The organism is Hallerella succinigenes, from assembly GCF_002797675.1.
Classification (GTDB): Bacteria; Fibrobacterota; Fibrobacteria; order Fibrobacterales; family Fibrobacteraceae; genus Hallerella; species Hallerella succinigenes.
This window is the reverse complement of record NZ_PGEX01000001.1, coordinates 68762-90760: the sequence shown is the minus strand read 5'-3', so window position 1 is coordinate 90760 and position 21999 is coordinate 68762. Positions and strand designations below refer to the sequence as shown.

21 protein-coding genes are annotated in these 21999 nt (G+C 50.9%); 19 read left to right on the top strand and 2 right to left on the bottom strand.

Going from position 1 to position 21999, the window contains the following annotated elements; translation table 11 throughout:
• Positions 1-5 precede the first annotated feature (5 nt).
• The 6 genes from BGX16_RS00430 (at position 6) to BGX16_RS00405 (ending at position 7065) form a co-directional block, all read left to right on the top strand.
• A complete protein-coding gene (locus BGX16_RS00430) occupies positions 6-419 on the top strand; it encodes a hypothetical protein (protein WP_100424296.1) in 414 nt (137 codons plus the stop codon).
• Positions 420-464: 45 nt separating this feature from the next.
• On the top strand, positions 465-1400 hold the full coding sequence (locus tag BGX16_RS00425) for a fibrobacter succinogenes major paralogous domain-containing protein (protein ID WP_241899377.1): 936 nt from the start codon (positions 465-467) through the stop codon (positions 1398-1400).
• A gap of 357 nt (positions 1401-1757) precedes the next feature.
• The gene (gene ilvC, locus BGX16_RS00420; RefSeq protein WP_100424295.1) at positions 1758-3236 is read left to right on the top strand and encodes a ketol-acid reductoisomerase; all 1479 of its coding nucleotides are present in this window, start codon (positions 1758-1760) and stop codon (positions 3234-3236) included.
• A gap of 184 nt (positions 3237-3420) precedes the next feature.
• The gene (locus BGX16_RS00415; protein WP_157797789.1) at positions 3421-5121 is read left to right on the top strand and encodes a hypothetical protein; all 1701 of its coding nucleotides are present in this window, start codon (positions 3421-3423) and stop codon (positions 5119-5121) included.
• A gap of 40 nt (positions 5122-5161) precedes the next feature.
• A complete protein-coding gene (gene hisC / locus BGX16_RS00410) occupies positions 5162-6250 on the top strand; it encodes a histidinol-phosphate transaminase (protein WP_100424293.1) in 1089 nt (362 codons plus the stop codon).
• Between the two features lie 14 nt (positions 6251-6264).
• Positions 6265-7065 carry an inositol monophosphatase family protein gene (locus BGX16_RS00405; protein WP_100426682.1) on the top strand — a complete coding sequence of 267 codons (801 nt, stop codon included), beginning with the start codon at positions 6265-6267 and terminating at the stop codon, positions 7063-7065.
• 11 nt (positions 7066-7076) lie between these two features.
• On the opposite strand, the gene BGX16_RS00400 is transcribed toward BGX16_RS00405, so the two are convergent.
• Positions 7077-9416 (bottom strand): DNA internalization-related competence protein ComEC/Rec2, encoded by a 2340-nt coding sequence (locus BGX16_RS00400; RefSeq protein ID WP_100424292.1) that lies wholly within the window; start codon positions 9414-9416, stop codon positions 7077-7079.
• A 51-nt stretch (positions 9417-9467) separates the two neighbouring features.
• Here BGX16_RS00400 and BGX16_RS00395 point away from each other — a divergent pair, with 51 nt between their 5' ends.
• Both BGX16_RS00395 and BGX16_RS00390 read left to right on the top strand, forming a co-directional pair.
• Positions 9468-10784, top strand: a complete 1317-nt coding sequence (locus BGX16_RS00395) for a hypothetical protein (protein WP_157797788.1) — start codon at positions 9468-9470, stop codon at positions 10782-10784.
• 2 nt (positions 10785-10786) lie between these two features.
• A complete protein-coding gene (locus BGX16_RS00390; protein ID WP_100424290.1) occupies positions 10787-11317 on the top strand; it encodes a DUF4416 family protein in 531 nt (176 codons plus the stop codon).
• On the opposite strand, the gene BGX16_RS00385 is transcribed toward BGX16_RS00390, so the two are convergent.
• Positions 11314-11886, bottom strand: a complete 573-nt coding sequence (locus BGX16_RS00385) for a manganese efflux pump MntP (RefSeq protein ID WP_100424289.1) — start codon at positions 11884-11886, stop codon at positions 11314-11316. The two genes, BGX16_RS00390 and BGX16_RS00385, sit on opposite strands and share 4 nt — an antisense overlap.
• A gap of 71 nt (positions 11887-11957) precedes the next feature.
• Between BGX16_RS00385 and BGX16_RS00380 the strand changes: the two genes are divergently transcribed.
• The 11 genes from BGX16_RS00380 to BGX16_RS00330 all read left to right on the top strand — a co-directional run bounded on the left by BGX16_RS00380 (position 11958) and on the right by BGX16_RS00330 (position 21791).
• Complete coding sequence (locus BGX16_RS00380) at positions 11958-12749, top strand: SDR family NAD(P)-dependent oxidoreductase (RefSeq protein WP_100424288.1); 792 nt, start codon at positions 11958-11960, stop codon at positions 12747-12749.
• Positions 12750-12792: 43 nt separating this feature from the next.
• A complete protein-coding gene (locus BGX16_RS00375; RefSeq protein WP_157797787.1) occupies positions 12793-13122 on the top strand; it encodes a c-type cytochrome in 330 nt (109 codons plus the stop codon).
• Between the two features lie 173 nt (positions 13123-13295).
• Positions 13296-13898, top strand: a complete 603-nt coding sequence (locus tag BGX16_RS00370) for an ATPase (protein ID WP_100424286.1) — start codon at positions 13296-13298, stop codon at positions 13896-13898.
• Positions 13899-13901: 3 nt separating this feature from the next.
• The gene (locus BGX16_RS00365) at positions 13902-14435 is read left to right on the top strand and encodes a hypothetical protein (RefSeq protein ID WP_100424285.1); all 534 of its coding nucleotides are present in this window, start codon (positions 13902-13904) and stop codon (positions 14433-14435) included.
• Between the two features lie 21 nt (positions 14436-14456).
• Positions 14457-16190 (top strand): V-type ATP synthase subunit A, encoded by a 1734-nt coding sequence (locus BGX16_RS00360; RefSeq protein ID WP_100424284.1) that lies wholly within the window; start codon positions 14457-14459, stop codon positions 16188-16190.
• On the top strand, positions 16183-17481 hold the full coding sequence (locus BGX16_RS00355) for a V-type ATP synthase subunit B (RefSeq protein WP_100424283.1): 1299 nt from the start codon (positions 16183-16185) through the stop codon (positions 17479-17481). Before BGX16_RS00360 ends, BGX16_RS00355 begins: the two co-directional genes overlap by 8 nt.
• Positions 17481-18101, top strand: a complete 621-nt coding sequence (locus BGX16_RS00350; RefSeq protein ID WP_100424282.1) for a V-type ATP synthase subunit D — start codon at positions 17481-17483, stop codon at positions 18099-18101. The genes BGX16_RS00355 and BGX16_RS00350 overlap by 1 nt, the downstream gene beginning before the upstream one ends.
• Positions 18098-20017: a V-type ATP synthase subunit I gene (locus BGX16_RS00345; RefSeq protein ID WP_100424281.1), complete on the top strand. Its 1920-nt coding sequence runs from the start codon at positions 18098-18100 to the stop codon at positions 20015-20017. The genes BGX16_RS00350 and BGX16_RS00345 overlap by 4 nt, the downstream gene beginning before the upstream one ends.
• Positions 20018-20057: 40 nt before the next feature.
• Positions 20058-20522 carry a V-type ATP synthase subunit K gene (locus tag BGX16_RS00340; protein ID WP_100424280.1) on the top strand — a complete coding sequence of 155 codons (465 nt, stop codon included), beginning with the start codon at positions 20058-20060 and terminating at the stop codon, positions 20520-20522.
• Between the two features lie 25 nt (positions 20523-20547).
• A complete protein-coding gene (locus tag BGX16_RS00335; RefSeq protein ID WP_100424279.1) occupies positions 20548-21021 on the top strand; it encodes a V-type ATP synthase subunit K in 474 nt (157 codons plus the stop codon).
• A gap of 101 nt (positions 21022-21122) precedes the next feature.
• A complete protein-coding gene (locus BGX16_RS00330; protein WP_100424278.1) occupies positions 21123-21791 on the top strand; it encodes a fibrobacter succinogenes major paralogous domain-containing protein in 669 nt (222 codons plus the stop codon).
• Positions 21792-21999: the final 208 nt, after the last annotated feature.

Here is a 21999-nt window from a genome sequence, read left to right as displayed (position 1 = left end):
TCCTTATGCCTGCATACGAAGAAGCGTATCTAAAAGATGTCGTTGAAAACCAGGGGAAACTTTTTGATTTTGTCGCTCAGTCTTTTTCTGATAAAGATACGAAGGATTTTATTCAGGCGTATATGCAGAGCAAGACTAGGAAGGATATTGATGAGGCTCAGGCGTATGTCAATACCATGGATGCCAAGACATTGTGGGATTTCTTTGTAAAGACTGATAATTACAATCTGAAACCTGGCAATGCATTGGAGGGCTTTTTACCCGATTGGATAGGCGAGTTTTACGCCTATTACCAGTGGTTCTACAATGAATCCAGTGCAGAAGTTGCAAAGAAGGTTCCTGTTGATTTCCTTATTAAGGCGTATCCCGGCTTGCATGATCTTGACTTGGAATTGGCGGTGAAGAAAGTCGGTAGGTGAAAATAAATTACATTTGCAAAGAATGACTTTTATTTGGGGGCTTTTATGAAAAAGTTTCTTGTTACGATGGGTTTGGTGGCATTTGCCTTTGTCGGGTGTGACGACAGCTCATCGGCCTCGGTTGGGCCGAATGACGAACCGGGGATTGAATCGTCTTCTTCGAGTAGCGGCAAGGTCACTGAACCAGCCGAAGTGACTTCGTCGAGCAGTGAAAAGGCGAAACAGTCTAATTCTAGCAGTTCCGTGGACACTATCAGCTCTTCGAGCCTCCAGGGTGACAAAAACTTCTCGTCGTCTTCGGTTGCATCCAGCAGTAACTCTGCGGGCAATGTAATCACCTACGGCACCATGACCGACAGCCGCGATGGACAAATTTACAAGACCGTCACCATCGGTACGCAGACCTGGATGGCCGAGAACCTGAACTACGCCTACACCGGTGTTCCCTATAACTATAGGGGCTATACATCTGATTCCACTAGCTGGTGCTATGAAGATGCCCCTGCCAACTGCACCAAGTACGGCCGCCTTTATACATGGGCCGCTGCCATGGATAGCGTGGGCGAATGGAGCACGAACGGCAGGGGCTGCGGATACGGTTCGACATGCTCGCCGACCTTGCCAGTCCGCGGTGTGTGCCCCAAGGGCTGGCACCTGCCGCGCCGATCGGAATGGGAAGCCTTGTTCACGACCGTGGGTGGCTCCTCAACAGCAGGTAAAAAGCTCAAGTCCCTGACCGGTTGGTACAATAGCAGTAACGGCACGGACGCCTACTCGTTTGCGGCGTTGCCTGCCGGCCTCAGGGACGGCTACGGCCATTACGAAGACGAGGGCTACTACGCGTTCTTCTGGAGTTCCACGGAGCGCAATGGCTACTTCGCGTACAGCATGGCCCTGTACTACGTCAACGACAATGCGTTCCTGTACACCTACGACTACGACAATAGCAACGGGTTTTCAGTTCGTTGCGTAGAGGACTAGCAGTGAGGCGAGCGCAGCGCAGAAATGCTAGCATTTCTGCATTGCCGAGCCGAGCAGCGAGGGACTCCGTAGGAGTCCCCTAGCAGGGCGCATGGATTGCTTCACCCCTGTTCGGGGCTCGCAATGATGTAATTCGGGGTTTTAGGGGCGGAGCCACTAGGCGAGGGGGTGTATGGAAGACGGCTTAGACGCGGATTGAAATGGCGATGCCGGAACGGAGTCCGGTATGACAGTGTGCGGTATGACGCGGACAAGGCGGCTGCAATTAGGGGGATTCTTCCCCCTTTTATAGACGAGGCGTCGTCTAAAATGCTATCTTTTCCCCCGGAAACATTCTATTTAACAGAGGTTCAAAAAATGAATTATTTCAATTCTATCCCTATGCGTCGCCAACTCGAAGAAATTGGCCACTGCCGTTTCATGGAACATTCTGAATTCAGCCGTGGTGTTGAAGCCCTCAAGGGCAAGAAGATTGTGTTCGTCGGTTGCGGTGCCCAGGGTCTCCATCAGGGTCTTGACCTGCGCGATAGCGGCCTCGACGTCTCTTACACGCTCCGCAAGGAAGCTATTGAACAGAAGCGCCAGTCCTGGAAGAACGCTACCGAAAACGGCTTCAAGGTCGGTACCTACGAAGAAATGATTCCGGATGCAGACCTCGTTTGCAACCTCACACCGGACAAGCAGCACCACAACGTGATCCCGGCCATCATGAAGCTCATGAAGAAGGGCGCCGCCCTTTCTTACAGCCACGGCTTCAACATTGTTGAAGAAGGCCAGGAAATCCGCAAGGACATCACGGTGATCATGGTCGCCCCGAAGGGACCGGGTTCCGAAGTCCGTAGCGAATACGTTCGCGGTTTCGGTATGCCCTGCCTTATCGCTGTGCACCCGGAAAACGACCCCGAAGGCAAGGGCTGGGACTACGCCAAGGCTTACGCCGCTGGCCTCCATGCCGACCGTCCGGGCGTTCTCGAAAGCTCTTTCGTTGCCGAAGTGAAGTCCGACCTCATGGGCGAACAGACCATCCTTTGCGGTATGCTCCAGACCGGCACCATCCTTTGCTACGACAAGATGGTGAAGGAATTCGGCGTTGAACCGGCTTACGCGGTCAAGCTGCTCCAGTACGGCTGGGAAACCATTTCCGAAGCCCTGAAGCACGGCGGCATCACCAACATGATGGATCGTCTCTCCAACCCGGCCAAGATTCGCGCAACGGAACTCGCCGAAAAGATGAAGAAGATCATGAAGCCGCTCTACCAGGAGCACCAGGACAACATCATCTCTGGCAAGTTCTCCAGCACCATGATGGTCGACTGGGAAGCCGGCGACAAGGACCTTCTCAAGTGGCGTGGCGAAACCGGCGAACTCGAATTCGAAAAGGTCGAAGCTACCGACAAGGCTATCTCCGAACAGGAATACTTTGATCGTGGCGTCCTCATGGTCGCTATGATTAAGGCTGGCGTGGAACTCGCATTCGAAACCATGTGCTCCGTGGGCATCAAGCCGATGAGCGCTTACTACGAATCCCTCCACGAGACTCCGCTTATCGCGAACCTCATCGCTCGTAAGAAGTTGTACGAAATGAACCGCGTGATTAGCGACACCGCCGAATACGGTTGCTACCTGTTCGCCAACAAGTGCGTGCCTCTGCTCGCTGACTTCATGAAGAACGAAGTGAAGAAGGACGACATCGGCGCTATCTACGGCGAAGGCAAGACCACCGCTGTGGATAACGAAGAACTGATCAAGGTGAACAAGAACATCCGCAACCACCCTGTTGAAGAAGTCGGTGCTTGGCTGCGTGACCGCATGAGCGGCATGACCCGCGTTGTGTAACCTTCGCAATACGGCATCACGATTTGGCTCACGTACGTGTGAGCAAAAAACGCCTCGTTAAAACGAGGCGTTTTTGCGTTTTTTCTTCATTTATATTTATTATGCCCGATTTTATGGGGAATGGAATCTATATTTGGAATTGTGAACAAATGAAATCAGAGGCTATATGAAGTTTGCAAAATTTATGATACTTATGGTATTTGCGGCAGCTTGTTATGCGACGGACCTAGGTACAAAAGAAAATCCGTTAACCATTGGCTCTGTGCAGGAACTGTTGCAGTTTCGCAATGCTGTTTTGGATAGTGGCACTTACAAGGGCGTCAAATTACAGAATGCGGGCGAGGGCTTGCATTTCAAGCTGACTGCGGACTTGGATTTAAGTCCTGTTTGCGGTCGTGATGTGGGAAATTGGGAGGCAATCGGTCCATTTGAAGGAAGCTTTGACGGTGATGGTCACAAGATTTCGAACTTGTATATCGATGATTCCTTGGGATATGTCGGGAATGCGGGCTTTATCGGCCCGGTGTTTAACAATGGCAGCGACACACTCTATTACAGCAATGTCGTATTCGAAAATACGTACATCCGTCATTCGGGGCTTGTGGGCACCTTTGTGACGCAGGTGGTGACGGGGCAGGCCGTACTGCGGAATAATTCGGTGGAATTGATTTATGAAACAGTCGATAATGATCAGGGAGCTCTGCAATGGGGCGGTTTGATGGGTAACACTGTGGCGAAGTGGGTCGGCTTTTACGATAACACGATCAAGGGAACCATGAATGTGTCTAACCAGAAACAGGCTGCGGTTGGCGGTGTGATTGGCGTTCTTGTGGATCCGGGTGCAATCGAAAGGAATGTGAACGAAGCGAACATTACGGTGAAAGGCCACATAAATGCTGATGTGGGTGGCGTTGTAGGAGAACTTCTTGCCCCTTGCACATTCAAGGACAATGTGAACAAGGGTAACATTTCGGTAAACGTTTCGACTGAAACGGGCTTTGTGGGCGGTCTTGCCGGTGTAATACTATCGTTTGGTTCTGAAAAGACGATGACGGGTAACTTTAATTATGGCAAGGTAGAACTTACGGCGTCTTATGCGGCATTGGGTGGACTTTTTGGTTATGTCTCCGGCAATACGAATACAGTTCTCGACAGTTGCGTTAACTACGGCGATGTGATTTATAATGGTGTAGAGGAACAGCAAATGGTGCAGGTGGGTGGTGTTGCGGGAATTTGGGAAGTGAAACAGGCAAGCTTCGTAGAAAACAAGGGAAAGATTTCCGTTGAAAATGCAAAGGCTCCGTTCGTGGGCGGTATTGCGGGCTACGTGCGTCCGGGAGCCAAGAGTGCCGATCTTTTCAAGGCGGTCAATGAAGGCGATATCGAAATAAAGACTTCTGCAGATTCGGTCAATGGCTGGATTTCGGGGCTTGTGGGAAGCACAGACCAGATGGAATACCTGCGCTTGGACAGCTGCATAAACAAAGGTAATATCTTGTTGCCGGTAGATGTGGAAGCGAACGCTCTCGTCGTAAACCCGTTTGCATCGACATATAACAGCGATGTGCAACTCTTGGCATCGACAAGTGTGAACGAGGGTGATGTGCCTAGCATGGAACCCCGCGAGGCAATCGTTGGTCTTCGCCATGCAATCTTTACCGCTCGTACATGGAAAAATGGAACGGGCAGCTTTATCTTAGAGGTTACGGGGCTTACATCTGCGGAACTGGGCCATGTTCGTGTTCAAATGTATTCGCTGGATGGTCGGCGTTTGCCGGTTTCTGTGACGCGTTCGGGAAATCTATTTGTACTTGCTTCTACAGTGCAAAAGGGGGTTGTTCGCCTAAAATCTCCATATGGAAACAAAACGCTGATGGCTCGATAACGATGCATTTGTTTTGCTAAATTTTGCCGCGAGAGGTTATATGATCGAAACACGTCCTGAACTCGAAAATCTTTCCGATTACGTTCCTGGAAAGTCCATTGAAGAAATTTGTGAACAGTATGGTTTAAAGAACGCTGTAAAGCTCGCTTCGAACGAGAATCCATTGGGCCCGTCGAAAAAGGCTTGCGAAGCGTACACGAACATCGTGAATACGCTGCACCTTTATCCGCGTGGAAACGCTCCGCATCTGATTTCCGCTTTGGCAAACAAGTTCCACGTGAATTCGGATCAGATTGTGATCGGCAACGGTTCGGACGAAATCATCGACATGGTCGGTAAGGCTTATTTCCGCCCGGGTGACGAAATTATCGGCATTCGCCCGACCTTCTCTGTGTACAAGGCGACCGCCCTTCTCTTCGGCGCCAAGTTCATTTCGGTTGAAGAAACAGAAAACCGACCGAATCTCGACGCGTATATTCAAGCGATTACGCCGAAGACTCGCGCCATTTTTATTTGCAACCCGAACAATCCGACCGGTTATTATTACACGGAATCGGAAATCCTCGAATTCCTCTCCAAGGTTCCGCAGAACATTCTCGTGTTCATCGATGAAGCTTATTCCGAATTTGCGACTGCAAAGGATTATCCGAAGCTCCTGTCGCAGCTAGAAAAATTCCCGAACCTGATGCTGAACCGCACCTTCAGCAAGATCTACGGTCTTGCAGGTGTCCGCGTCGGTTATGCGTTCTCGAGCAGCGAAGTGATCAAGGCTCTTTGGAAGGTGAAGCCGCCGTTCGATGTGAACCTCGCCGCTCAGGCCGCTGCAGAAGCCGCTCTTTCCGACGACGATCATATTCAAAAGACGCTCGATATGAACAATGCGGGCAACGCGCAGCTCACGGAAGCCTTTACGAATCTTGGCTACAAGGTTCTTCCGACGCAGGCGAACTTCATCTGCGTTCACATTGGCGAAAAGTGCTCAGAATTTGTGAAGTTCTTAGAACAGAACGGCATGATCATCCGTTACCTCAAGAGCTTCGGCATGCCGGAATGGGTCCGCATCACGATTGGACAGCCTAAGGAAAATCAACTGCTGATCGATCTTGCGACCAAGTGGACGAACGCTTAACGCTCAGGTTCAAAATGTCAGAAGTCAAAGAACTTTTGGGAATCGCAAAGCGTGCCGCTACTGCCGCACAGGCTGTGATTCTTTCGCACTACGAAAAGCACCTTTCTGTGGAATGGAAACCGGACAACACGCCTGTCACTATTGCAGACAAAGGCGCAGAAGAAAAATTGCGTCAGGTCTTTGAAAAGGAAACTCCGAACTTTGGCGTTATCGGCGAAGAATTCGGAATCGAAAAACCGGATGCTGAATACAAATGGGTTTTCGATCCGATTGACGGCACCAAGTCTTTTATTCGCGGTGTTCCTTTGTTCGGAACGTTGATCGGTCTTTATCACAAAGACGAACCTTGGGTGGGCATTGTCAATTTGCCGGCGCAGAATCACATGCTGTATGCGGGCAAGGGCTTGGGAGCTTTTATGGATGATGCACAAGTTCACGTTTCGAAGGTGGCGAAGATGAAGCAGGGCCTTGCCCTTTCGGGAACGGTGAATACGTTCGAAACTGAAGGTTATGCAGACAACTTTGAACGCTATCGCAAGTCGGCTTTGCTCTACCGTGGCTGGGGCGATTGCTACGGTTACTTCCTCGTTGCTACGGGCCGTGCCGAAGCGATGATCGATCCGACTGTTTCCTTGTGGGATGTCGCCGCGTTTCCGGCGATCTTTGCGGAAGCGGGAGGCAAGTTCTCCCTGTTGAACGGTGAATCCAAGCTTTTCAATGCGGATGGCACGCCTTCGCATCTGATTCATGAAGGTTATACAAGCGTCGCGACGAACGCCTTGGTGAACGAAGAAGTTCTCGGCTTCTTCAAGTAATTTTTGCGTTTTCAAAGCGCTGTCGTTATGCGGTAACCACTTTCGTCAAATTCCACCTGGACAGTTCCTTTTTGGGACGTGTTCAGCAGGGGAATCTTCAAACTGTCGAGTCTTTCCACCACCTGCTTGTGCGGGTGGTGGAATTTATTATGACGGCCGTTCGAAGCGATGGCGATGTCCGGGGAAACCGCTTTTAAGAATTCTCTCGAACTGGAAGTTTTGGAACCGTGATGGCCGAGTTTTAGAATGTCTGTTTTCAGGGGAATGTCCGTGGCGAGAATTTCCCGTTCGCCCTCTTTCGTTAAATCTCCCGTGAGCAGAATGGAGCCTCCCACGCCTGAAATGCGGATCGTGGTGCTTTCGGAATTGGTCTCGCCGCAATGAAACGGGTCGGGGTGCAGAACGCGCATTTTCCAGGTGTTCACGTGGTGCAAGCCTTGGCGAGTCGTTTCGGTAAAGAGCATGCCGCGGCGTAAGTCCTGAATGGGAATGTTCTTTTCGGATGCGGTTTGGAGAACTTCTTGCCATTCGGGCTTTTCTGTAATGCGGGAACATTCCTGCACCCAAAGATTCTCCACGGGAAATTCTTTCATCAAAACGCTCGCTCCCGAAAAATGGTCCAAGTCCGGATGCGTTACAATGATTCCTTTCAACTTCCACACGCCACTCTCCTGCAAAAAGGGAATAATTTTGTCGTTTGCCACGTTCCGCCTTCCGGAATTCACACCGACATCGACAAGGTAAGCGTCTCCCCGAGGGCTTTGGACAAAAATACAGTCGCCTTGCCCAATGTCTAAAACCGATACTTTCCAGGAAGGCTTTAACTTGCCTCCGAGTTCCGAACCAAGAGCGTAAACGCCAAAGGCGAGCAAAATCACAAGGACCTGTTTTCTTGCAAAACGGTTGCTCTTAAAAGCGCCGAGCGAAAGCACGAGCACGCCGCCGAGAATTAAAATCCAGGCGGGGAAAGGTCCAACGGTCACCGAGGCAATCGAAACGGTAGAAATTCGGCTCACCAGATACGCCGAAAGGCGAAATAAAAATCCAGCCGCCGCACAAAAAAAGTTCGCAATCATCGGAATCGGCAAAAGGAGCGCAAAGATTCCTGCTTGCATGCCAAGGCTCACCAGCGGAACAACAAAAATATTTCCCAAAATGGAAATCGGCGACAGGGAATGAAACGACCAAATCAAAAACGGAGCAGTCGATGCTGTTGCAACAAGCGTAATCCAGATTGCACTCAGAACATTCGATTCCAAAAATTTCCAAAGCGGATTCTTTTTGAAGGCTTCGTTCTCGGTCTCCCAGGGGGAACGCTTTCCGTAGGCGATGATCCCTCCTGTCGCAGAAGCGGAAAGTTGAAAACCGACATTCCACAAGATCTGCGGATCGATTGCTGTCAAAATCAACAGGGCGATTCCGAGCGAATTCAGACCGTCCGCCTTGCGCTGAAAGAGCTGTCCAAGCTGCACCACGGTGAACATGAAAACGGCTCGGTACACGGCGGGCGAACCTCCGGCGATCGGAGCATAAAGGAGCATTAATAAAATGGCGGCGCTCCGGGCAAATTTGTGTGGCATCCGGGTCGCCTTCAAAAACAGTAGGACCATTCCCGAAAGTAGCACGACATGAAACCCACTAATCGCGAGAACATGCACAATTCCCGCTCGACGAAATCCGCTTTGCAGCGAATCGGGAATGCTTGAACGGTCACCAGCCAAAAGCCCGATCAAGAGTCCTGTTTCCGCTGGCGGTAAAAACTGGGCGAAGTAATTTTTGAGTGCGTGGCGAATCTTTGAAAAGGCTTCTTCCGGAATGAACCGGTGGCGTAAAACCTGAAATTTTTCGAGCTTTCCAAAGCCGGCGAGATTTTGGCTTTGAAGCCACTTCGGCGAATCGAATCCTCCCGGTACCGTAGGAGGCTCTACCGGGTACCATTTTGCCGTAAACAAAATCGAATCTCCGGGAGCGGGGAAGGGCGGTTCTTTTTTTGAAAGACGCAGTTTTCCGAATTTACTTTGGAGAATGGCCGCAACGCCTTCGGGCCTGTCCAGTACGGATTCGACAAAACCCGAACTTTCCCGGGGAAGTTTCTCGGGCTCGAATTTATATTCAGGACTATTCCAAAGCATAAGAAGCAACCGCAGCGAAAAGGCGAGCAGAATGCAGAGCGTCGTGCGACGCGGAAAGGTGGGAAGAATCGCTAAAAAGACAATTAGGATAGCGGTGCAGACCGCACCGTAAAGCGGGAATGCGGCAGAAGACAGGTAAAGAACTCCTGCAAAAAAACCGGCAAGGGCGGGTCTTTCCGACAGGGGCTTTAAAAAATTTTTCAAATCTTCCCAATGCATTCTTTTCTCCTTGAATTTGATTAAATTGATTCTATAGCAGGAATTCTCTTAATGGTAGACGCTCGAATGACGAAAACGAAGAAAAAATCTCGAATTTTCTCCCTTTTAGGAATGGCTTCGCTTTTCACACTTTCGGGCTGCGAACTTTTTGAAACGATGTCATCTTCGTCGGATGATGTTTCCTTAAAGCCCTTGGACGCCTCATTTTCCATCTACGCAAACGATCCTGCGGCAAATGATTCCTTGGAACAGCACTTGAGCACGGGCGTTTTGATGCGCGTATTTCCAAATGGACAGTACACGCTTTCTTTTGATGCGGATTCGACTCATGAGGCTCCAAAGCTCCAGCTCTACCGTTTGATTCCAAAAACATCTACAACTTACATCATCGGAAATCGGACTCGCAGTTTGGAAGCGACAGATTCAGCTGGCCGCTGGGTTTATCATTTTGATTGTCAGGAATCCGATTTGGCTTTCTGGGGAACTTCTCTCGTGGAAGACGGAGAATATTATTCCGGAGAGGTTCAGAATCTTCGCTTCGAAGGTTCGGGGTCGAACAGTCTTCATTTCAAGGTGAATTTGATTGTCGCCGGTTCTTATGATGGAACGCAAGATAATGTTTCTCTTGATAGCCTTTCCCGTTTGATGCTCGAAAAATTCCGCAGTTCTTTTGCAGCTGGGGGAGCGGTCGTGGATACGCTCTATCTGCATTATGCGTCGGAGCGCACGGATCTTTCCAATTTCTATCCGGATAACGAACCTTGGCTTGCGGGAAAATCTTCGGATGACTACTTTGTTTCGGAATTGGGCGGCTGGCCAAATTCCGATGCGGAACCAGATATCTATAATGCTCTGGATATTGTCCTCGTGCATCGGATTGAAAAGACGGGTATCCTCGGATATTCTGCACTTTTCAGTGGAAACTTTGGCGGTGGCGATGGCAGTACGGTTGTCATTGGAACGCATTATCTGGAAAACAACAGCAGGGAAACTTCGCAAAGTGCACTGCAGATTGTTTTGACCGCAATTCATGAATCGGGGCATTTCTTCGGCCTGCGTCATACGACGTCGACGACCACCGAAGTGAGCAATGCCCTAGACAAATCCAATGTCCAAGACGGCTTGGAAGATACTCCGCACTGCGGCGCGTTGATTCCGCTTTTGGCAAACTCCGAAGTCTCTGCCGATTATCTCGACATGCCTTCCGAAGTGATGCCGCGTATTGTCCTTGCCAAAATGGGCGTCATGTGCCCCGACGCTTTGAATCCGATGTTCCCCATATCGGCCGATAACCCGGAAGATACGGAAGCCTTTACCGAAGACCAGCTGGAATTCATGGCAAAAATGCTCCAGCTTTACACGCATTGATCATGGCAACACCTCATCATTTTTCAGAAAAAGCAGCACTTCTCGCATTTGTCCTTGTCCCGGGTGCCGAATGGCCCGAAGACCTTCTCCGATCCTTGCAAAAGACCTGGGGACCGATCCGTCACTTGGGCAAACTTTACCCTTTCGACAAAACCGATTATTACACCCCCGAAATGGGAAGCGGTCTTTACCGCGGCGTGCTTTCGTTTGAACGCACCGTTTCCCCGGAAGAAATTGGCAAGGAAAAGGAACGTTCGAACGCTTTGGAACAGACCTTCGCCGAATCTGCAGAACAGCGCCACGTGAATATCGACATCGGCTACATGGATTTAGACAAGGTCGTTCTGCCTTCTTATAAGCGTGGTCCGTTCAAGCTTTACGCGGGCGCGGGCCTCTGGCTCGACATGATTCTGCATTATGCGAAAGGACACTTTATTCCGACGGCATGGGCTTTCGACGACTTCAAACGCGACCCTTACGAACACGATCTTTTGCTCGTGCGCGAAAAATTCAAAAAATCCAAAATTCTTTAGGAAAGATCCTGCTGTAAATGCTCGGCGAGAATCTTTATCCCGATTAAAATCAGAACGACACCGCCAATCCATTCCGTCACTTCGGAAGAAAATTTTTTCCCGGCAGTCTTGCCCACGTTCGTTCCGATTTCTGCCGCAAGGAATGCGACGATACCGATGACGAAAGAGGTCCAAAGAATCTCGTGCCCGATCAGCGCAAAGGAAAGCCCGACCGCGAGCGCGTCGAGGCTTGTCGCCACGGCAAGAGCCGCCAAGGTTTTCAAGGAAAGCTTTTGGGTAAAGGTTCTGTCCTCTCCGCCGATTGCCGCTTCGCGGATCATGCGGACGCCCAAAAAGACCAAAAGCCCAAAGGCAATCCAATGGTCAAAAGCTCCGATGAGCTCCGCCAAAAATTTTCCGCAGAAGGCACCTAGCAAAGTCATTCCAGCTTGGAATACGCCAAAAAAGAGCCCGATCTTTGAAATTTCAATCTGCGAGGTCTCTTTACGGCACAGTCCAACCGAAAGAGAAATAGCAAAGCAGTCGATCGACAACGCACATGCGACAAGTAAAATGCCAACAATGTCCATGAGTTGCGAATTCCATAAAAAAAAGTTAATTTCAAAGAGACGGCCCTAATATAGAAATTTGGGGGAAAATCATGAAACGATATAAAGCTCTTTTGATTACAGGCGCAAGTGCGGGCATTGGCAAGGAAATCGCCTATACGCTTGCGCCGCAAACCGAAAACATCGTTTTGGTGGCGCGTCGGGCCGATAAGCTCGAAACCTTGGCAAAGGACCTTTCTGTCCGCTTTGGCGTAAATGCTTTTGCCCTTCCGGCAGATCTTTCGGTTTCGGGGGCTGCGGAACAGGTTTTCGAAAAAACGATCGAGCTGGTCGGTCGCCCGCCTGATCTTTTGGTAAACGATGCAGGCATCGGCTATAGCGGCGACGCTACTGAAATTCCGACGGAATCGGAAACAAAGATGGTCACGCTGAACATCGAAAGCCTAATGGTGCTTTGCAAACTTTCCCTCAAAACCATGTATGCCCGCCGTTGCGGTGTCATTTTGAACGTAGCGAGCGTCGCCGGTTTCCAGCCGGGGCCTTATATGGCGGCCTATTATGCGAGCAAGGCTTTTGTCCTTTCCTATAGCGAAGCTCTTGCTGAAGAAGCGCGTCCTTATGGCGTCCGCGTTTTAACGCTCTGCCCGGGGACTGTCGATACGGGATTCCATTTCCAGGCAGGTTCTAAAAGGGGATTCTGGAGAACTCTTTTCAGCACTTCTCCGGAAAAAGTCGCTTGGGAAGCTGCGAAGGCGATCCTGCTCGGATTTCCAGACCGGATTGTTCCGGGACCTATCAACAAGGCTGTGCTCTTTGTGGAACGTCTGTTGCCGCGCTTTGTCGTGACGCATCTGACGGGCAAGTTCCTAAAGCCCAAGGATTAGGATGTTCCGTCACCCGGCGATATTTTGGTCTGTATTCCTGTTCATGACGGCTCTTTTTGCCGCAGAAGTCTTTCAGCTGCCCGAGCTGACTCCCGAAGCGAGAGCCTCGGTCGCTGAACTGTACGATCAGGAATGCTACGCCTGCCACCGCTGGAAGCGAAATTTTGCAGGCCCCGATATGCAGGGGAATGTGGAACGCTACTTGGACAATCCCAAAGGTCTTTTCGATTATCTCAAAGATCCACAACCAATCCACCCGGACAAGTATCGCCCGATGGAAATCAAGAAGCTCTCCGACAAGGACGCTTCTCTGATGGTTGCATGGCTGATTTCGCTCGCCAAAGATTCCTCGGCGACGGATCGACCAAAATAAGCTATATCTAAAATTTGTTCTATTATTTAGCCTCCAAAGGATGCTTTTCGTCCTATAAAGCGTCTTTTTTGTCGAAAATTTTCACATTTTTAACATAATTTTGCCGTTTATCGAACTTTTTTCTTGTATATTAAAATTGACGCAAAAAGCGCTATTGAATTATCGGAGATTTTATGGCTGAAGATTTACAGACACTGATTGATCGCATCCAAAAAGAAGCCGTGGACAAGGCTGAAGTCCAGTCCAGTGCAATTATCGCCAAGGCGAAGGAAGAAGCCGCAAGCATCATTAAGAATGCAGAAGCCGAAGCCGCTGCCAAGCTTGAAAAAGCCGATAAGGATGCTGAAGTCTATACAGAACGTAGCGAACGTGCCCTCGAACAGGCTGCACGTGACGTTTTGATTTCTGTGGGTCGTCGTTTTGAAAAGATCGTGAGCGATATCGTCGCTCTCCAGGTCGAAAAGAACCTTTCCGAAGCAACGGTCAAGGAAATGCTTCTTGCCCTCGCTAAGAATTACAATTCCGATCTCGCCGTCGTCTTCTCTGACGCAGACAAGGCGAAGCTCACTTCCTTTGTGACGGGTGAATTTGCCAAGGAACTCGGCAAGGGTGTCAAGGTCGAAAGCGATTCCGGCATCAAGTTCGGCTTCCGCGTTAAGGTAGAAAACGGCAAGATCTCTCACGAATTTACCGCTCCGGAAATCGCATCGGCGCTTTCCTCCATGGTTCGCCCGCAGATTGCTAAGGTTGTATCTAGCGCAGCTCAGGAAAAATAATTCATGAGCAATGCCGTTTATATTTCTGCGTCGCTTCCGTTTTTGCGGTTCGGAGATACGCCCCCGTTTTCGGTGGCGGATTTGCGCAATCGTTGCTCGAGCGTGATGAGCGAAAAAGAACTCGCCACGTTTGATGCAGTTGTCAACGGAGAGCCTAACGACGATCCTTTCGTCTCGGCATATCAGGCTCACGAGACTCAGTTGAAAAATATTTTAGGACATGCACGTGCCGCATCCTGGGGCCCAGATGTGCGTTTTACCGAACGCCCGTTCCCCGGCTATGACGTGACATTTGCCAAAATGGTAACGGACGCTTTTGCTAAACCGGATCCGCTTGAACGCGAACAGGATTTGGACCGCGCCCGTTTTTGGTTGTTGGACCAGCTCGCTCCCGATGAAGAATCGATGGCATTTCTCTATGCTTTTGCCAAGAAACTTCAAATTTGCGAACGTTGGTCCCGCATCTCCGAAGAAGCGGGGAATGCGGCTGTCCTCAAAGTAATTAATGATAACGATCCTGCTAGCAAGCAGGGATGATGACCGGAGGTCTTACTTTCAATGGCTAGTATCGGTAAAATCGTCGGAGTAAACGGTAACTTGATCCGTGTTGCATTCGACGGCGCAGTAGCACAAAACGAAGTCGGTTTCGCCAAGCTTTCGTCTGGTGTGGAACTTAAGAGTGAAGTTATCCGTATTCGCGGAGACTATGCAGAACTCCAGGTTTTCGAAGACACGACAGGCCTTAAGGCGGGCGACGAAGTCCACTTTACTGGAGAACTTCTTTCCGTGGAACTGGGCCCGGGCCTTTTGACTCAGGTGTTCGACGGTTTGCAGAACCCGCTTCCGAATCTTGCGGAAGAATGCGGATTCTTCCTGCAGCGCGGTAAGTATCTTCCGGCTCTTCCGCGTGATCGCAAATGGTCCTTTACTCCGACGGCTAAGGCCGGCGATACGGTGACGGGCGGCGATACGCTCGGTACTGTTCCGGAAGGCATTTTCAAGCACCGCATCATGGTGCCGTTCCGCGTTCGCGGTCAGGTGACAGTCGAATCCATCGTCCCGGCCGGTGAACATGTCATTGAAGATGTCATCGCTGTTTTGAAGGACGCCGAAGGCAAGAAGATCGAAGTCAAGATGTATCAGACATGGCCGGTGAAGGTTCCTATCAAGAACTACCAGGAACGCCTCCGCCCGACAAAGCCTCTCACGATGCAGCAGCGCATCATCGATACGTTCTTCCCGGTGGCTCAGGGCGGTACGTTCTGCACGCCGGGGCCCTTCGGTGCTGGCAAGACCGTGCTTCAGCAGTTGATGAGCCGTTATGCGGACGTCGATGTCGTGATTCTCGCCGCTTGCGGTGAACGTGCTGGTGAAGTGGTGGAGACCCTTCGCGAATTCCCGGAACTCAATGACCCGCGTACAGGCAAGAGCTTGATGGACCGTACGCTCATCATTTGTAACACGTCTTCCATGCCGGTGGCCGCGCGTGAAGCTTCCGTTTATACCGGAGTGACGATTGCTGAATACTATCGTCAGATGGGCTTGAACGTTCTCCTCCTCGCTGACTCGACTTCTCGTTGGGCTCAAGCTCTTCGTGAAATGAGCGGACGTTTGGAAGAAATCCCGGGCGAAGAAGCATTCCCGGCTTACCTCGAATCCACAATCGCTTCCTTCTATGAACGCGGTGGTGTGGTGAAGCTCCGCGATGGTTCTACGGGTTCCGTGACGATTTGCGGTTCCGTCTCCCCGGCAGGTGGTAACTTTGAAGAACCGGTGACGCAGGCTACCTTGAAGGTGGTGGGCGCATTCCTCGGCCTTTCCCGTGAACGTTCCGACCAGCGTCGCTTCCCGGCAATTCACCCGCTCGAATCTTGGTCCAAGTACGAAGGCATCATCGAATCCGCTAAGGTGGAAGAAGCCCGTCATATCCTCGCCGCCGGTAATGATGTGAACCAGATGATGAAGGTCGTGGGTGAAGAAGGTACGTCGATCGAAGACTTCATTACTTACTTGAAGTCCGAATATCTCGACTCCGTCTATCTGCAGCAGGACGCTTACCATGAAATCGATGCAGCTTGCTCTGCGGATCGTCAGAAGTACGTCTTTGACCGCGTTTACAAGATTTTGAAGACTCCGATGGAATTCGCCGATAAGGATTCCGCCCGTGGATTCTTCTTGAAGCTTACACAGGCGACTAAGGACTGGAACCGAGTTGCATTTGATTCTAACGATTTCAAGTCTCTCGAAGAACAGATTTTCAACTCCGTCGCAGAGGTCACGAAGAATGTATAAGGTTTATCATCGTATTGAACGTATTGCGGGTAGCGTTATTACCGTCAAGGCAGATGGCGTTGCCAATCAGGAACTCGCTCAGGTTACAAGCGCTCAGGGTACGTCTCTCGCTCGTGTGATCCGTATCGACGGTGACATGGTTGACTTGCAGGTGTTCGCTGGAGCTCGTGGTATTGCTACGGATTCTCAGGTTCGATTCCTCGGCAAGCCGATGGAAATCCCGTTCAGCGACGCTCTTCTCGGTCGAGTCTTTACCGGTGCAGGCGTTCCGCGTGACAACGGTCCGGCTATCGAAGAAAATCCGGTCCCTATCGGAGGCCCTTCGGTGAACCCGGCTAAGCGTATCATCCCGAAGACGATGGTGCGTACCGGTATTCCGATGATCGACGTGTTCAATACTCTCGTCGTTTCTCAGAAGCTCCCGATTTTCTCTGTCGCTGGTGAACCGTACAACCAGCTCCTCGCGCGTATCGCGCTCCAGGCTGAAGTGGACGTGATCGTCCTCGGCGGTATGGGCTTGAAGCACGATGACTATCTCTATTTGAAGGATTACCTTGACCAGAACGGTGCACTTTCCCGTACCGTGATGTTCGTCCACACGGCTTCCGACCCGATCGTGGAATCCTTGCTCGTTCCGGATGCCTCTCTCGCAGTGGCAGAACAGTTTGCGACCCGCGGCAAGAACGTGCTAGTTCTTCTCACGGATATGACGAACTTCGCGGATGCGATGAAGGAAATTTCGATTACGATGGAACAGATCCCGTCGAACCGTGGTTATCCTGGCGACCTTTACTCTCAGCTCGCCAGCCGTTATGAAAAGGCTGTCGACTTCGAAGGCTCGGGCTCCATTACGATTCTCGCCGTGACGACGATGCCAGGCGACGACGTGACCCACCCGGTTCCGGATAACACGGGTTATATCACCGAAGGTCAGTTCTATTTGAAGCACGGCCGTATCGAACCGTTCGGCTCGCTCTCCCGTTTGAAGCAGCAGGTGAACGGCAAGACCCGAAGCGACCACCGCACAATCATGAACACGATGATTCAGCTCTACGCAAGTTACAAGGAAACGCTTGAAAAGCAGTCCATGGGCTTCCGCATGAGTAACTGGGACAACAAGCTTTTGAAGTACGGCGAACGTTTCGAAAAGGAAATGATGGACCTTTCTGTAAACATCCCGCTCGAAAAGGCTTTGGATCTCGGCTGGGAAATTCTCGCCGACTGCTTTACTCCGGAAGAAACCGGTATTCCATCTAAGATGATCAACCAGTATTGGCCGGGGAAGGGGTAATGGCGAAGGTCAAGCTCACAAAAAACGCTTTAAAGGCTGAACGCGATTCGCTCAAGCGCTACCAGCGCTATTTGCCGACGCTTTTGCTGAAGAAGCAGCAGCTTCAGATGGAGATGCGTACGCTTCAGGCAAAGGTGATGGCGAAAAGAGAGGAAGAAGACGCGCTTCGCAAGTCGATTGCGGGGTGGATCGGCCTTTATGCGGAACCCATTGAATGGGACAAGTATATTTCCGTCAAGGAAGTCCGCGAAGGCGAAGGCAACATCGCCGGTGTGGAAATACCGCTGTTTGACGGGGTAGACTTCAATGTCGCCATTCCAGATTTCTTTACGACGCCGGCGTGGCTCGATGAAGGTATCCGTTCCCTCCAGGGACTCATTTCCCTCCGTCTCGAACGCCGCGTGCTCGAAAAACAGTACGAACTTTTGTCCAATGAACTGCGCTCGACGAGCCAAAGAGTCAACCTGTTCGAAAAGGTGAAGATTCCGGAAGCGAAGGAAAACATTCGCACGATCAACATCTTCCTTTCCGACCAGCAGATCTCGGGTGTTGCGCGTTCCAAGCTGGCGAAGGGGAAGGCAAACGCTCGCATCCTCGCTCAGGAAGGAGCTGCTGCATGATTACTCCGATGAAGAAAGTGACGATCATCTGCCTCGACAGCGAGCGAAAGGCTTCTCTCGAAACCCTTCGCAGCATGGGCATTATGCACGTGACTCCGCTCAAGAATCCGACGGGCAATGCGCTGAATTCCGCACGTAACGATATGAACCGCGTGCAGAAGGTGCTCGAAACCCTTCCGGATGTGAAGAAGAAAGCTGAAGGCAGCTCTCTGAACGGCGAAGCGGTTGTCGAAGAAGTGCAGAAGCTTCTCCAGGTGCGCAAGCGTGCGGAAGACGATATTTCCGAAGCAAACAACGGGTTGATGCGTTACGAAGTGTTCGGGAATCTCGATCCGGATAGCGTCCGTGCTCTGGAATCTCGTGGCGTGTTTGTACGTCTTTATGCTTCGGAAGCCAAGAAGGCGTTCGAAGTCGAGGACAAGGAAGCTTTGGTCATCCCGTTTGGTGAAAGCGGGGAAGGCCTTTGCCGTGCGGTGATCAACCGCGGGGAATCTCCGGCTAAGCTTTCGACTCCGGCTACGGTTCTTCCGCTTCCGGCGCATTCGATTTCTCATTACCGTACCCTCAAGGAAAATGCTGAAAAGAAACTCGCTCTTGTCGAAAACCGTCTTTCGGAACTCGCTGCAGACAAGAAAAAGGTGCAGGACTGCTTGAAAGAAGCTTCTGACGCTTACACGTTCGAAGAAACGTCGGCGGGCATGCTTTCGTCGAACCTTCTCGCTGCAATCCAGGGCTTCTGCCCGGCTCTGCGTGTAAAGGAACTCGAAACGACCGCAAAGGCTTCTGGTTGGGCGCTCCGCGTGGAAGATCCGACGGACGAAGATAACGTTCCGACGCTTCTCACGTACAGCAAGGTTTCCCGCCCGATGCAGATGCTTTATGATATCATCGGTATTGCTCCGGGTTATCACGAAGTGGACGTTTCGAGCGTGTTCCTCGTGTTCTTCAGTATTTTCTTCGCGATGATCGTGGGCGACGTGGCTTATGGACTTTTGTTCCTTGCCATTACGCTCTATGTTCGCAAGAAGAATCCGAATTCCAAATCCTCTGGTTTTAGCTTCATGTACTTGATGTGTGGAGCTACAATCGTCTGGGGCATTTTCAATGGCAGTTTCCTCGGCCTGAAACCGGAATGGGCGGGCTGGAGCTACTACCTTGACTTTACGAATTACGCATGGCTTCCGGAACCTGTCCGTCACGCAATGCAGTGGATTCGTACAAGCGCTCCGACCGATCCTCAGGTGTTCGAGTCTTACAAGGCGTGGGTCCAAGATTTCAAGATTTTCCCGGAATCTTTCGTTCCTGGAGAAGCTGGGGCATCTCAGATGACGCACGTCCAGTTCTTCTGCTTCTGCCTCGCAGTGGTGCATTTAACCATCGCTCACGTTTGGAACATCATTATCCGTTTCAAGAGAAAGGATTCGACGTTCATGGCGCAGGTTGGTTGGCTCCTCTGCTGCTGGTTCATGTTTATGCTCGCGAACAACATGGTTCTTGGCTTTGCCCTTCCGGGTTTTGCGATTCCGCTGTTCGTGGTCGCTGCAGTTCTCCTTGTTCTCTTCAGCGTACCGCCTAGCCGTTTGAAGCAGGACTGGATCTCGATTCCGATGCTCGCGTTGAACATCGTCAACAGCTTCACGGATGTGATCAGTTATATCCGTCTGTTTGCTGTGGGCATGTCCGGTGCGGCCATTGCGGAAGCGTTCAACGGAATGCTTTCTCCGCTGTTCGGCTCGTTCGTCGGGGTCTTTGGCGCCGCCGTCATTCTACTTTTCGTACATGGCTTGAATATTGCGCTTGCTTTGATGGGGGTTGCCGTTCATGCAGTACGTTTGAATACACTTGAATTTTCCAATGGCTTGGATTTGCAGTGGAGCGGCTATGCTTTCTCCCCCTTCTCCAAGAACAAAAATTAACCAAGGGATAAATCCCACTACCTAATAAGAGGAATAGAAAATGGATCCGAATACAACATTGACTCTCGCGAAAATGGGTGCTGCAGCTGCTCTCGGCTTTGGCGCTATGGGCTCTGCCCTTGGGTGCGGTACGGCAGGTATGTCTGCAATCTCTGTCTGGAAGAAGGCTTACGCTCAGGGTAAGGGCGCTCTCTTCACCCTTCTCGTCTTCGTCGGTGCTCCGATTTCCCAGACGATTTACGGCATGCTGCTCATGAACTTCATCTTGAACTATGTGGCTAGCGTTCCGGCTGGCGAAGTGGCTAACTGGGGCGGTTGCCTCGGTGCCGGTATCTTCGGCGGTTTCGGTCTCATGGCTTCCGCTTGGTTCCAGGGCAAGTCCGCAGCTGTCGCTTGCGACGCTCTCGGCGAAACCGGCAAGGGCATGGTGAACTACCTCATGGTGCTCGGTATCGTTGAAACGGTTGCCTTGTTCGTGCTCGTCTTCTCGATGATGGTTCTCTAATCCTTTTCCATAGAGCGTTGAACTTATGGATCAGGAAACAATGACCACATTAGCCAAGTTCGGGGCTGTAGCTGCGCTAGGGCTTTCCGCGTTTGGCTCCGCACTCGGTTGCGGTACAGCCGGCATGGCCGCCATTGGTGCATGGAAAAAAGCGTACCTGAAAGGGAAGAATGCGCTTTTCACCTTGCTTATCTTTGTCGGCGCACCGATTGCACAGACGATTTACGGCATGCTCCTGATGATGTACATCCTGGGACGAATCGGCCCGGAAGGCTCCGATCCGACGGCGACCCTTTGGCCGGCTTACTTGGGTGTGGGCATCTTTGGAGGCCTTGGCATTGCTATTTCCGCATGGTTCGTGGGCAAGTCCGCAGCAAATGGCTGTAATGCTCTCGGTGAAACGGGTAAGGGTCTTGTGAACTACTTGATGGTGCTTGGCGTCGGTGAAACGGTTGCCTTGTTCGTGATGGTGTTCTCGATGATGCTTATTTCCATGTAATCGGAATAGCTGAATTTTTTCTGAAGACTCCTCGAAAGGGGAGTCTTTTTTTTAATTTGTTTGCGAAACCGCGTTCTCCGTTTGAAAAGGTTGGTTTATAGATGAAGACTTCGAAAATTCAGATTCTGTGCGGATTAGCTGCTTTGATCCTTGGGGCGTGTGATTTTTCGACTGCCGAAGAAATCGCGGAAGAAGCTTCGAGCGTTTCTTGTCCAAAGGCACTTGTTTGCCCGGATTCGCTTGAAGCCGAAACGATCTGTGATGCCCGAGACGGGAATGTTTATAGGACAGTCCAAATCGGAAGCCAGACTTGGCTTGCCGAAAATATGAATTACTGCATGAACGCATCCTGGTGTTACGATGACGGCGCTTCGAATTGCGATGTTTATGGGCGCCTTTATGAATGGAGCTCCGCTGTGAAGGCTTGCCCCGATGGCTTTCATTTGCCGAGCCAAGACGAATGGGATTCCTTAGCCGCTTATGCTCTTGAAAACGCGGGGGATGAAAACAGCTCTTTGCGGAGTACGGAATCGTGGGATTCGGACTTGGTGACGCCGGGAAATGATGTTTTGGGCTTTAACGCTCTTGCTTCGGGGCGTTACTATTTCCGCGCGTTTTCCGATTTGGGTTTCAAGGCTTATTATTGGACACGTGAGTCGGAAACCACGACGACTGCCTATATCCGAACATTGAGCGGTATGATCAATACGATGGGATTCGGCAATTCCTTCAAGGATTCCGGCCTTTCGGTCCGTTGTCTGAAAGATTAAAGATTTTGCTTGCCAAATGAAAGAATTCTTACTACATTTGTAAATATGAGAACGACTTTGATCCTAAACCTTCTAAACGATCGACTTCCGGGTTTTAGCTCTGGAGCGGTATCCGTTTTTGGATAGGTTTTTGGTTTAAACGCGAAACGTTAGTTTTAAACAAAAATGGCCCGCTCTTTCTTGGCGCGGGTCTTTTGTTTTGCATAAA

What these genes read in the sequence shown, in the direction of transcription:
- BGX16_RS00430 (WP_100424296.1), top strand. Translation starts at nt 6, where the DNA reads ATGCCTGCATACGAAGAAGCGTATCTAAAAGATGTCGTTGAAAACCAG.
- BGX16_RS00425 (WP_241899377.1), top strand. Translation starts at nt 465, where the DNA reads ATGAAAAAGTTTCTTGTTACGATGGGTTTGGTGGCATTTGCCTTTGTC.
- ilvC (WP_100424295.1), top strand. Translation starts at nt 1,758, where the DNA reads ATGAATTATTTCAATTCTATCCCTATGCGTCGCCAACTCGAAGAAATT.
- BGX16_RS00415 (WP_157797789.1), top strand. Translation starts at nt 3,421, where the DNA reads ATGATACTTATGGTATTTGCGGCAGCTTGTTATGCGACGGACCTAGGT.
- hisC (WP_100424293.1), top strand. Translation starts at nt 5,162, where the DNA reads ATGATCGAAACACGTCCTGAACTCGAAAATCTTTCCGATTACGTTCCT.
- BGX16_RS00405 (WP_100426682.1), top strand. Translation starts at nt 6,265, where the DNA reads ATGTCAGAAGTCAAAGAACTTTTGGGAATCGCAAAGCGTGCCGCTACT.
- BGX16_RS00400 (WP_100424292.1), bottom strand. Translation starts at nt 9,416, where the DNA reads ATGCATTGGGAAGATTTGAAAAATTTTTTAAAGCCCCTGTCGGAAAGA.
- BGX16_RS00395 (WP_157797788.1), top strand. Translation starts at nt 9,468, where the DNA reads ATGGTAGACGCTCGAATGACGAAAACGAAGAAAAAATCTCGAATTTTC.
- BGX16_RS00390 (WP_100424290.1), top strand. Translation starts at nt 10,787, where the DNA reads ATGGCAACACCTCATCATTTTTCAGAAAAAGCAGCACTTCTCGCATTT.
- BGX16_RS00385 (WP_100424289.1), bottom strand. Translation starts at nt 11,886, where the DNA reads ATGGACATTGTTGGCATTTTACTTGTCGCATGTGCGTTGTCGATCGAC.
- BGX16_RS00380 (WP_100424288.1), top strand. Translation starts at nt 11,958, where the DNA reads ATGAAACGATATAAAGCTCTTTTGATTACAGGCGCAAGTGCGGGCATT.
- BGX16_RS00375 (WP_157797787.1), top strand. Translation starts at nt 12,793, where the DNA reads ATGACGGCTCTTTTTGCCGCAGAAGTCTTTCAGCTGCCCGAGCTGACT.
- BGX16_RS00370 (WP_100424286.1), top strand. Translation starts at nt 13,296, where the DNA reads ATGGCTGAAGATTTACAGACACTGATTGATCGCATCCAAAAAGAAGCC.
- BGX16_RS00365 (WP_100424285.1), top strand. Translation starts at nt 13,902, where the DNA reads ATGAGCAATGCCGTTTATATTTCTGCGTCGCTTCCGTTTTTGCGGTTC.
- BGX16_RS00360 (WP_100424284.1), top strand. Translation starts at nt 14,457, where the DNA reads ATGGCTAGTATCGGTAAAATCGTCGGAGTAAACGGTAACTTGATCCGT.
- BGX16_RS00355 (WP_100424283.1), top strand. Translation starts at nt 16,183, where the DNA reads ATGTATAAGGTTTATCATCGTATTGAACGTATTGCGGGTAGCGTTATT.
- BGX16_RS00350 (WP_100424282.1), top strand. Translation starts at nt 17,481, where the DNA reads ATGGCGAAGGTCAAGCTCACAAAAAACGCTTTAAAGGCTGAACGCGAT.
- BGX16_RS00345 (WP_100424281.1), top strand. Translation starts at nt 18,098, where the DNA reads ATGATTACTCCGATGAAGAAAGTGACGATCATCTGCCTCGACAGCGAG.
- BGX16_RS00340 (WP_100424280.1), top strand. Translation starts at nt 20,058, where the DNA reads ATGGATCCGAATACAACATTGACTCTCGCGAAAATGGGTGCTGCAGCT.
- BGX16_RS00335 (WP_100424279.1), top strand. Translation starts at nt 20,548, where the DNA reads ATGGATCAGGAAACAATGACCACATTAGCCAAGTTCGGGGCTGTAGCT.
- BGX16_RS00330 (WP_100424278.1), top strand. Translation starts at nt 21,123, where the DNA reads ATGAAGACTTCGAAAATTCAGATTCTGTGCGGATTAGCTGCTTTGATC.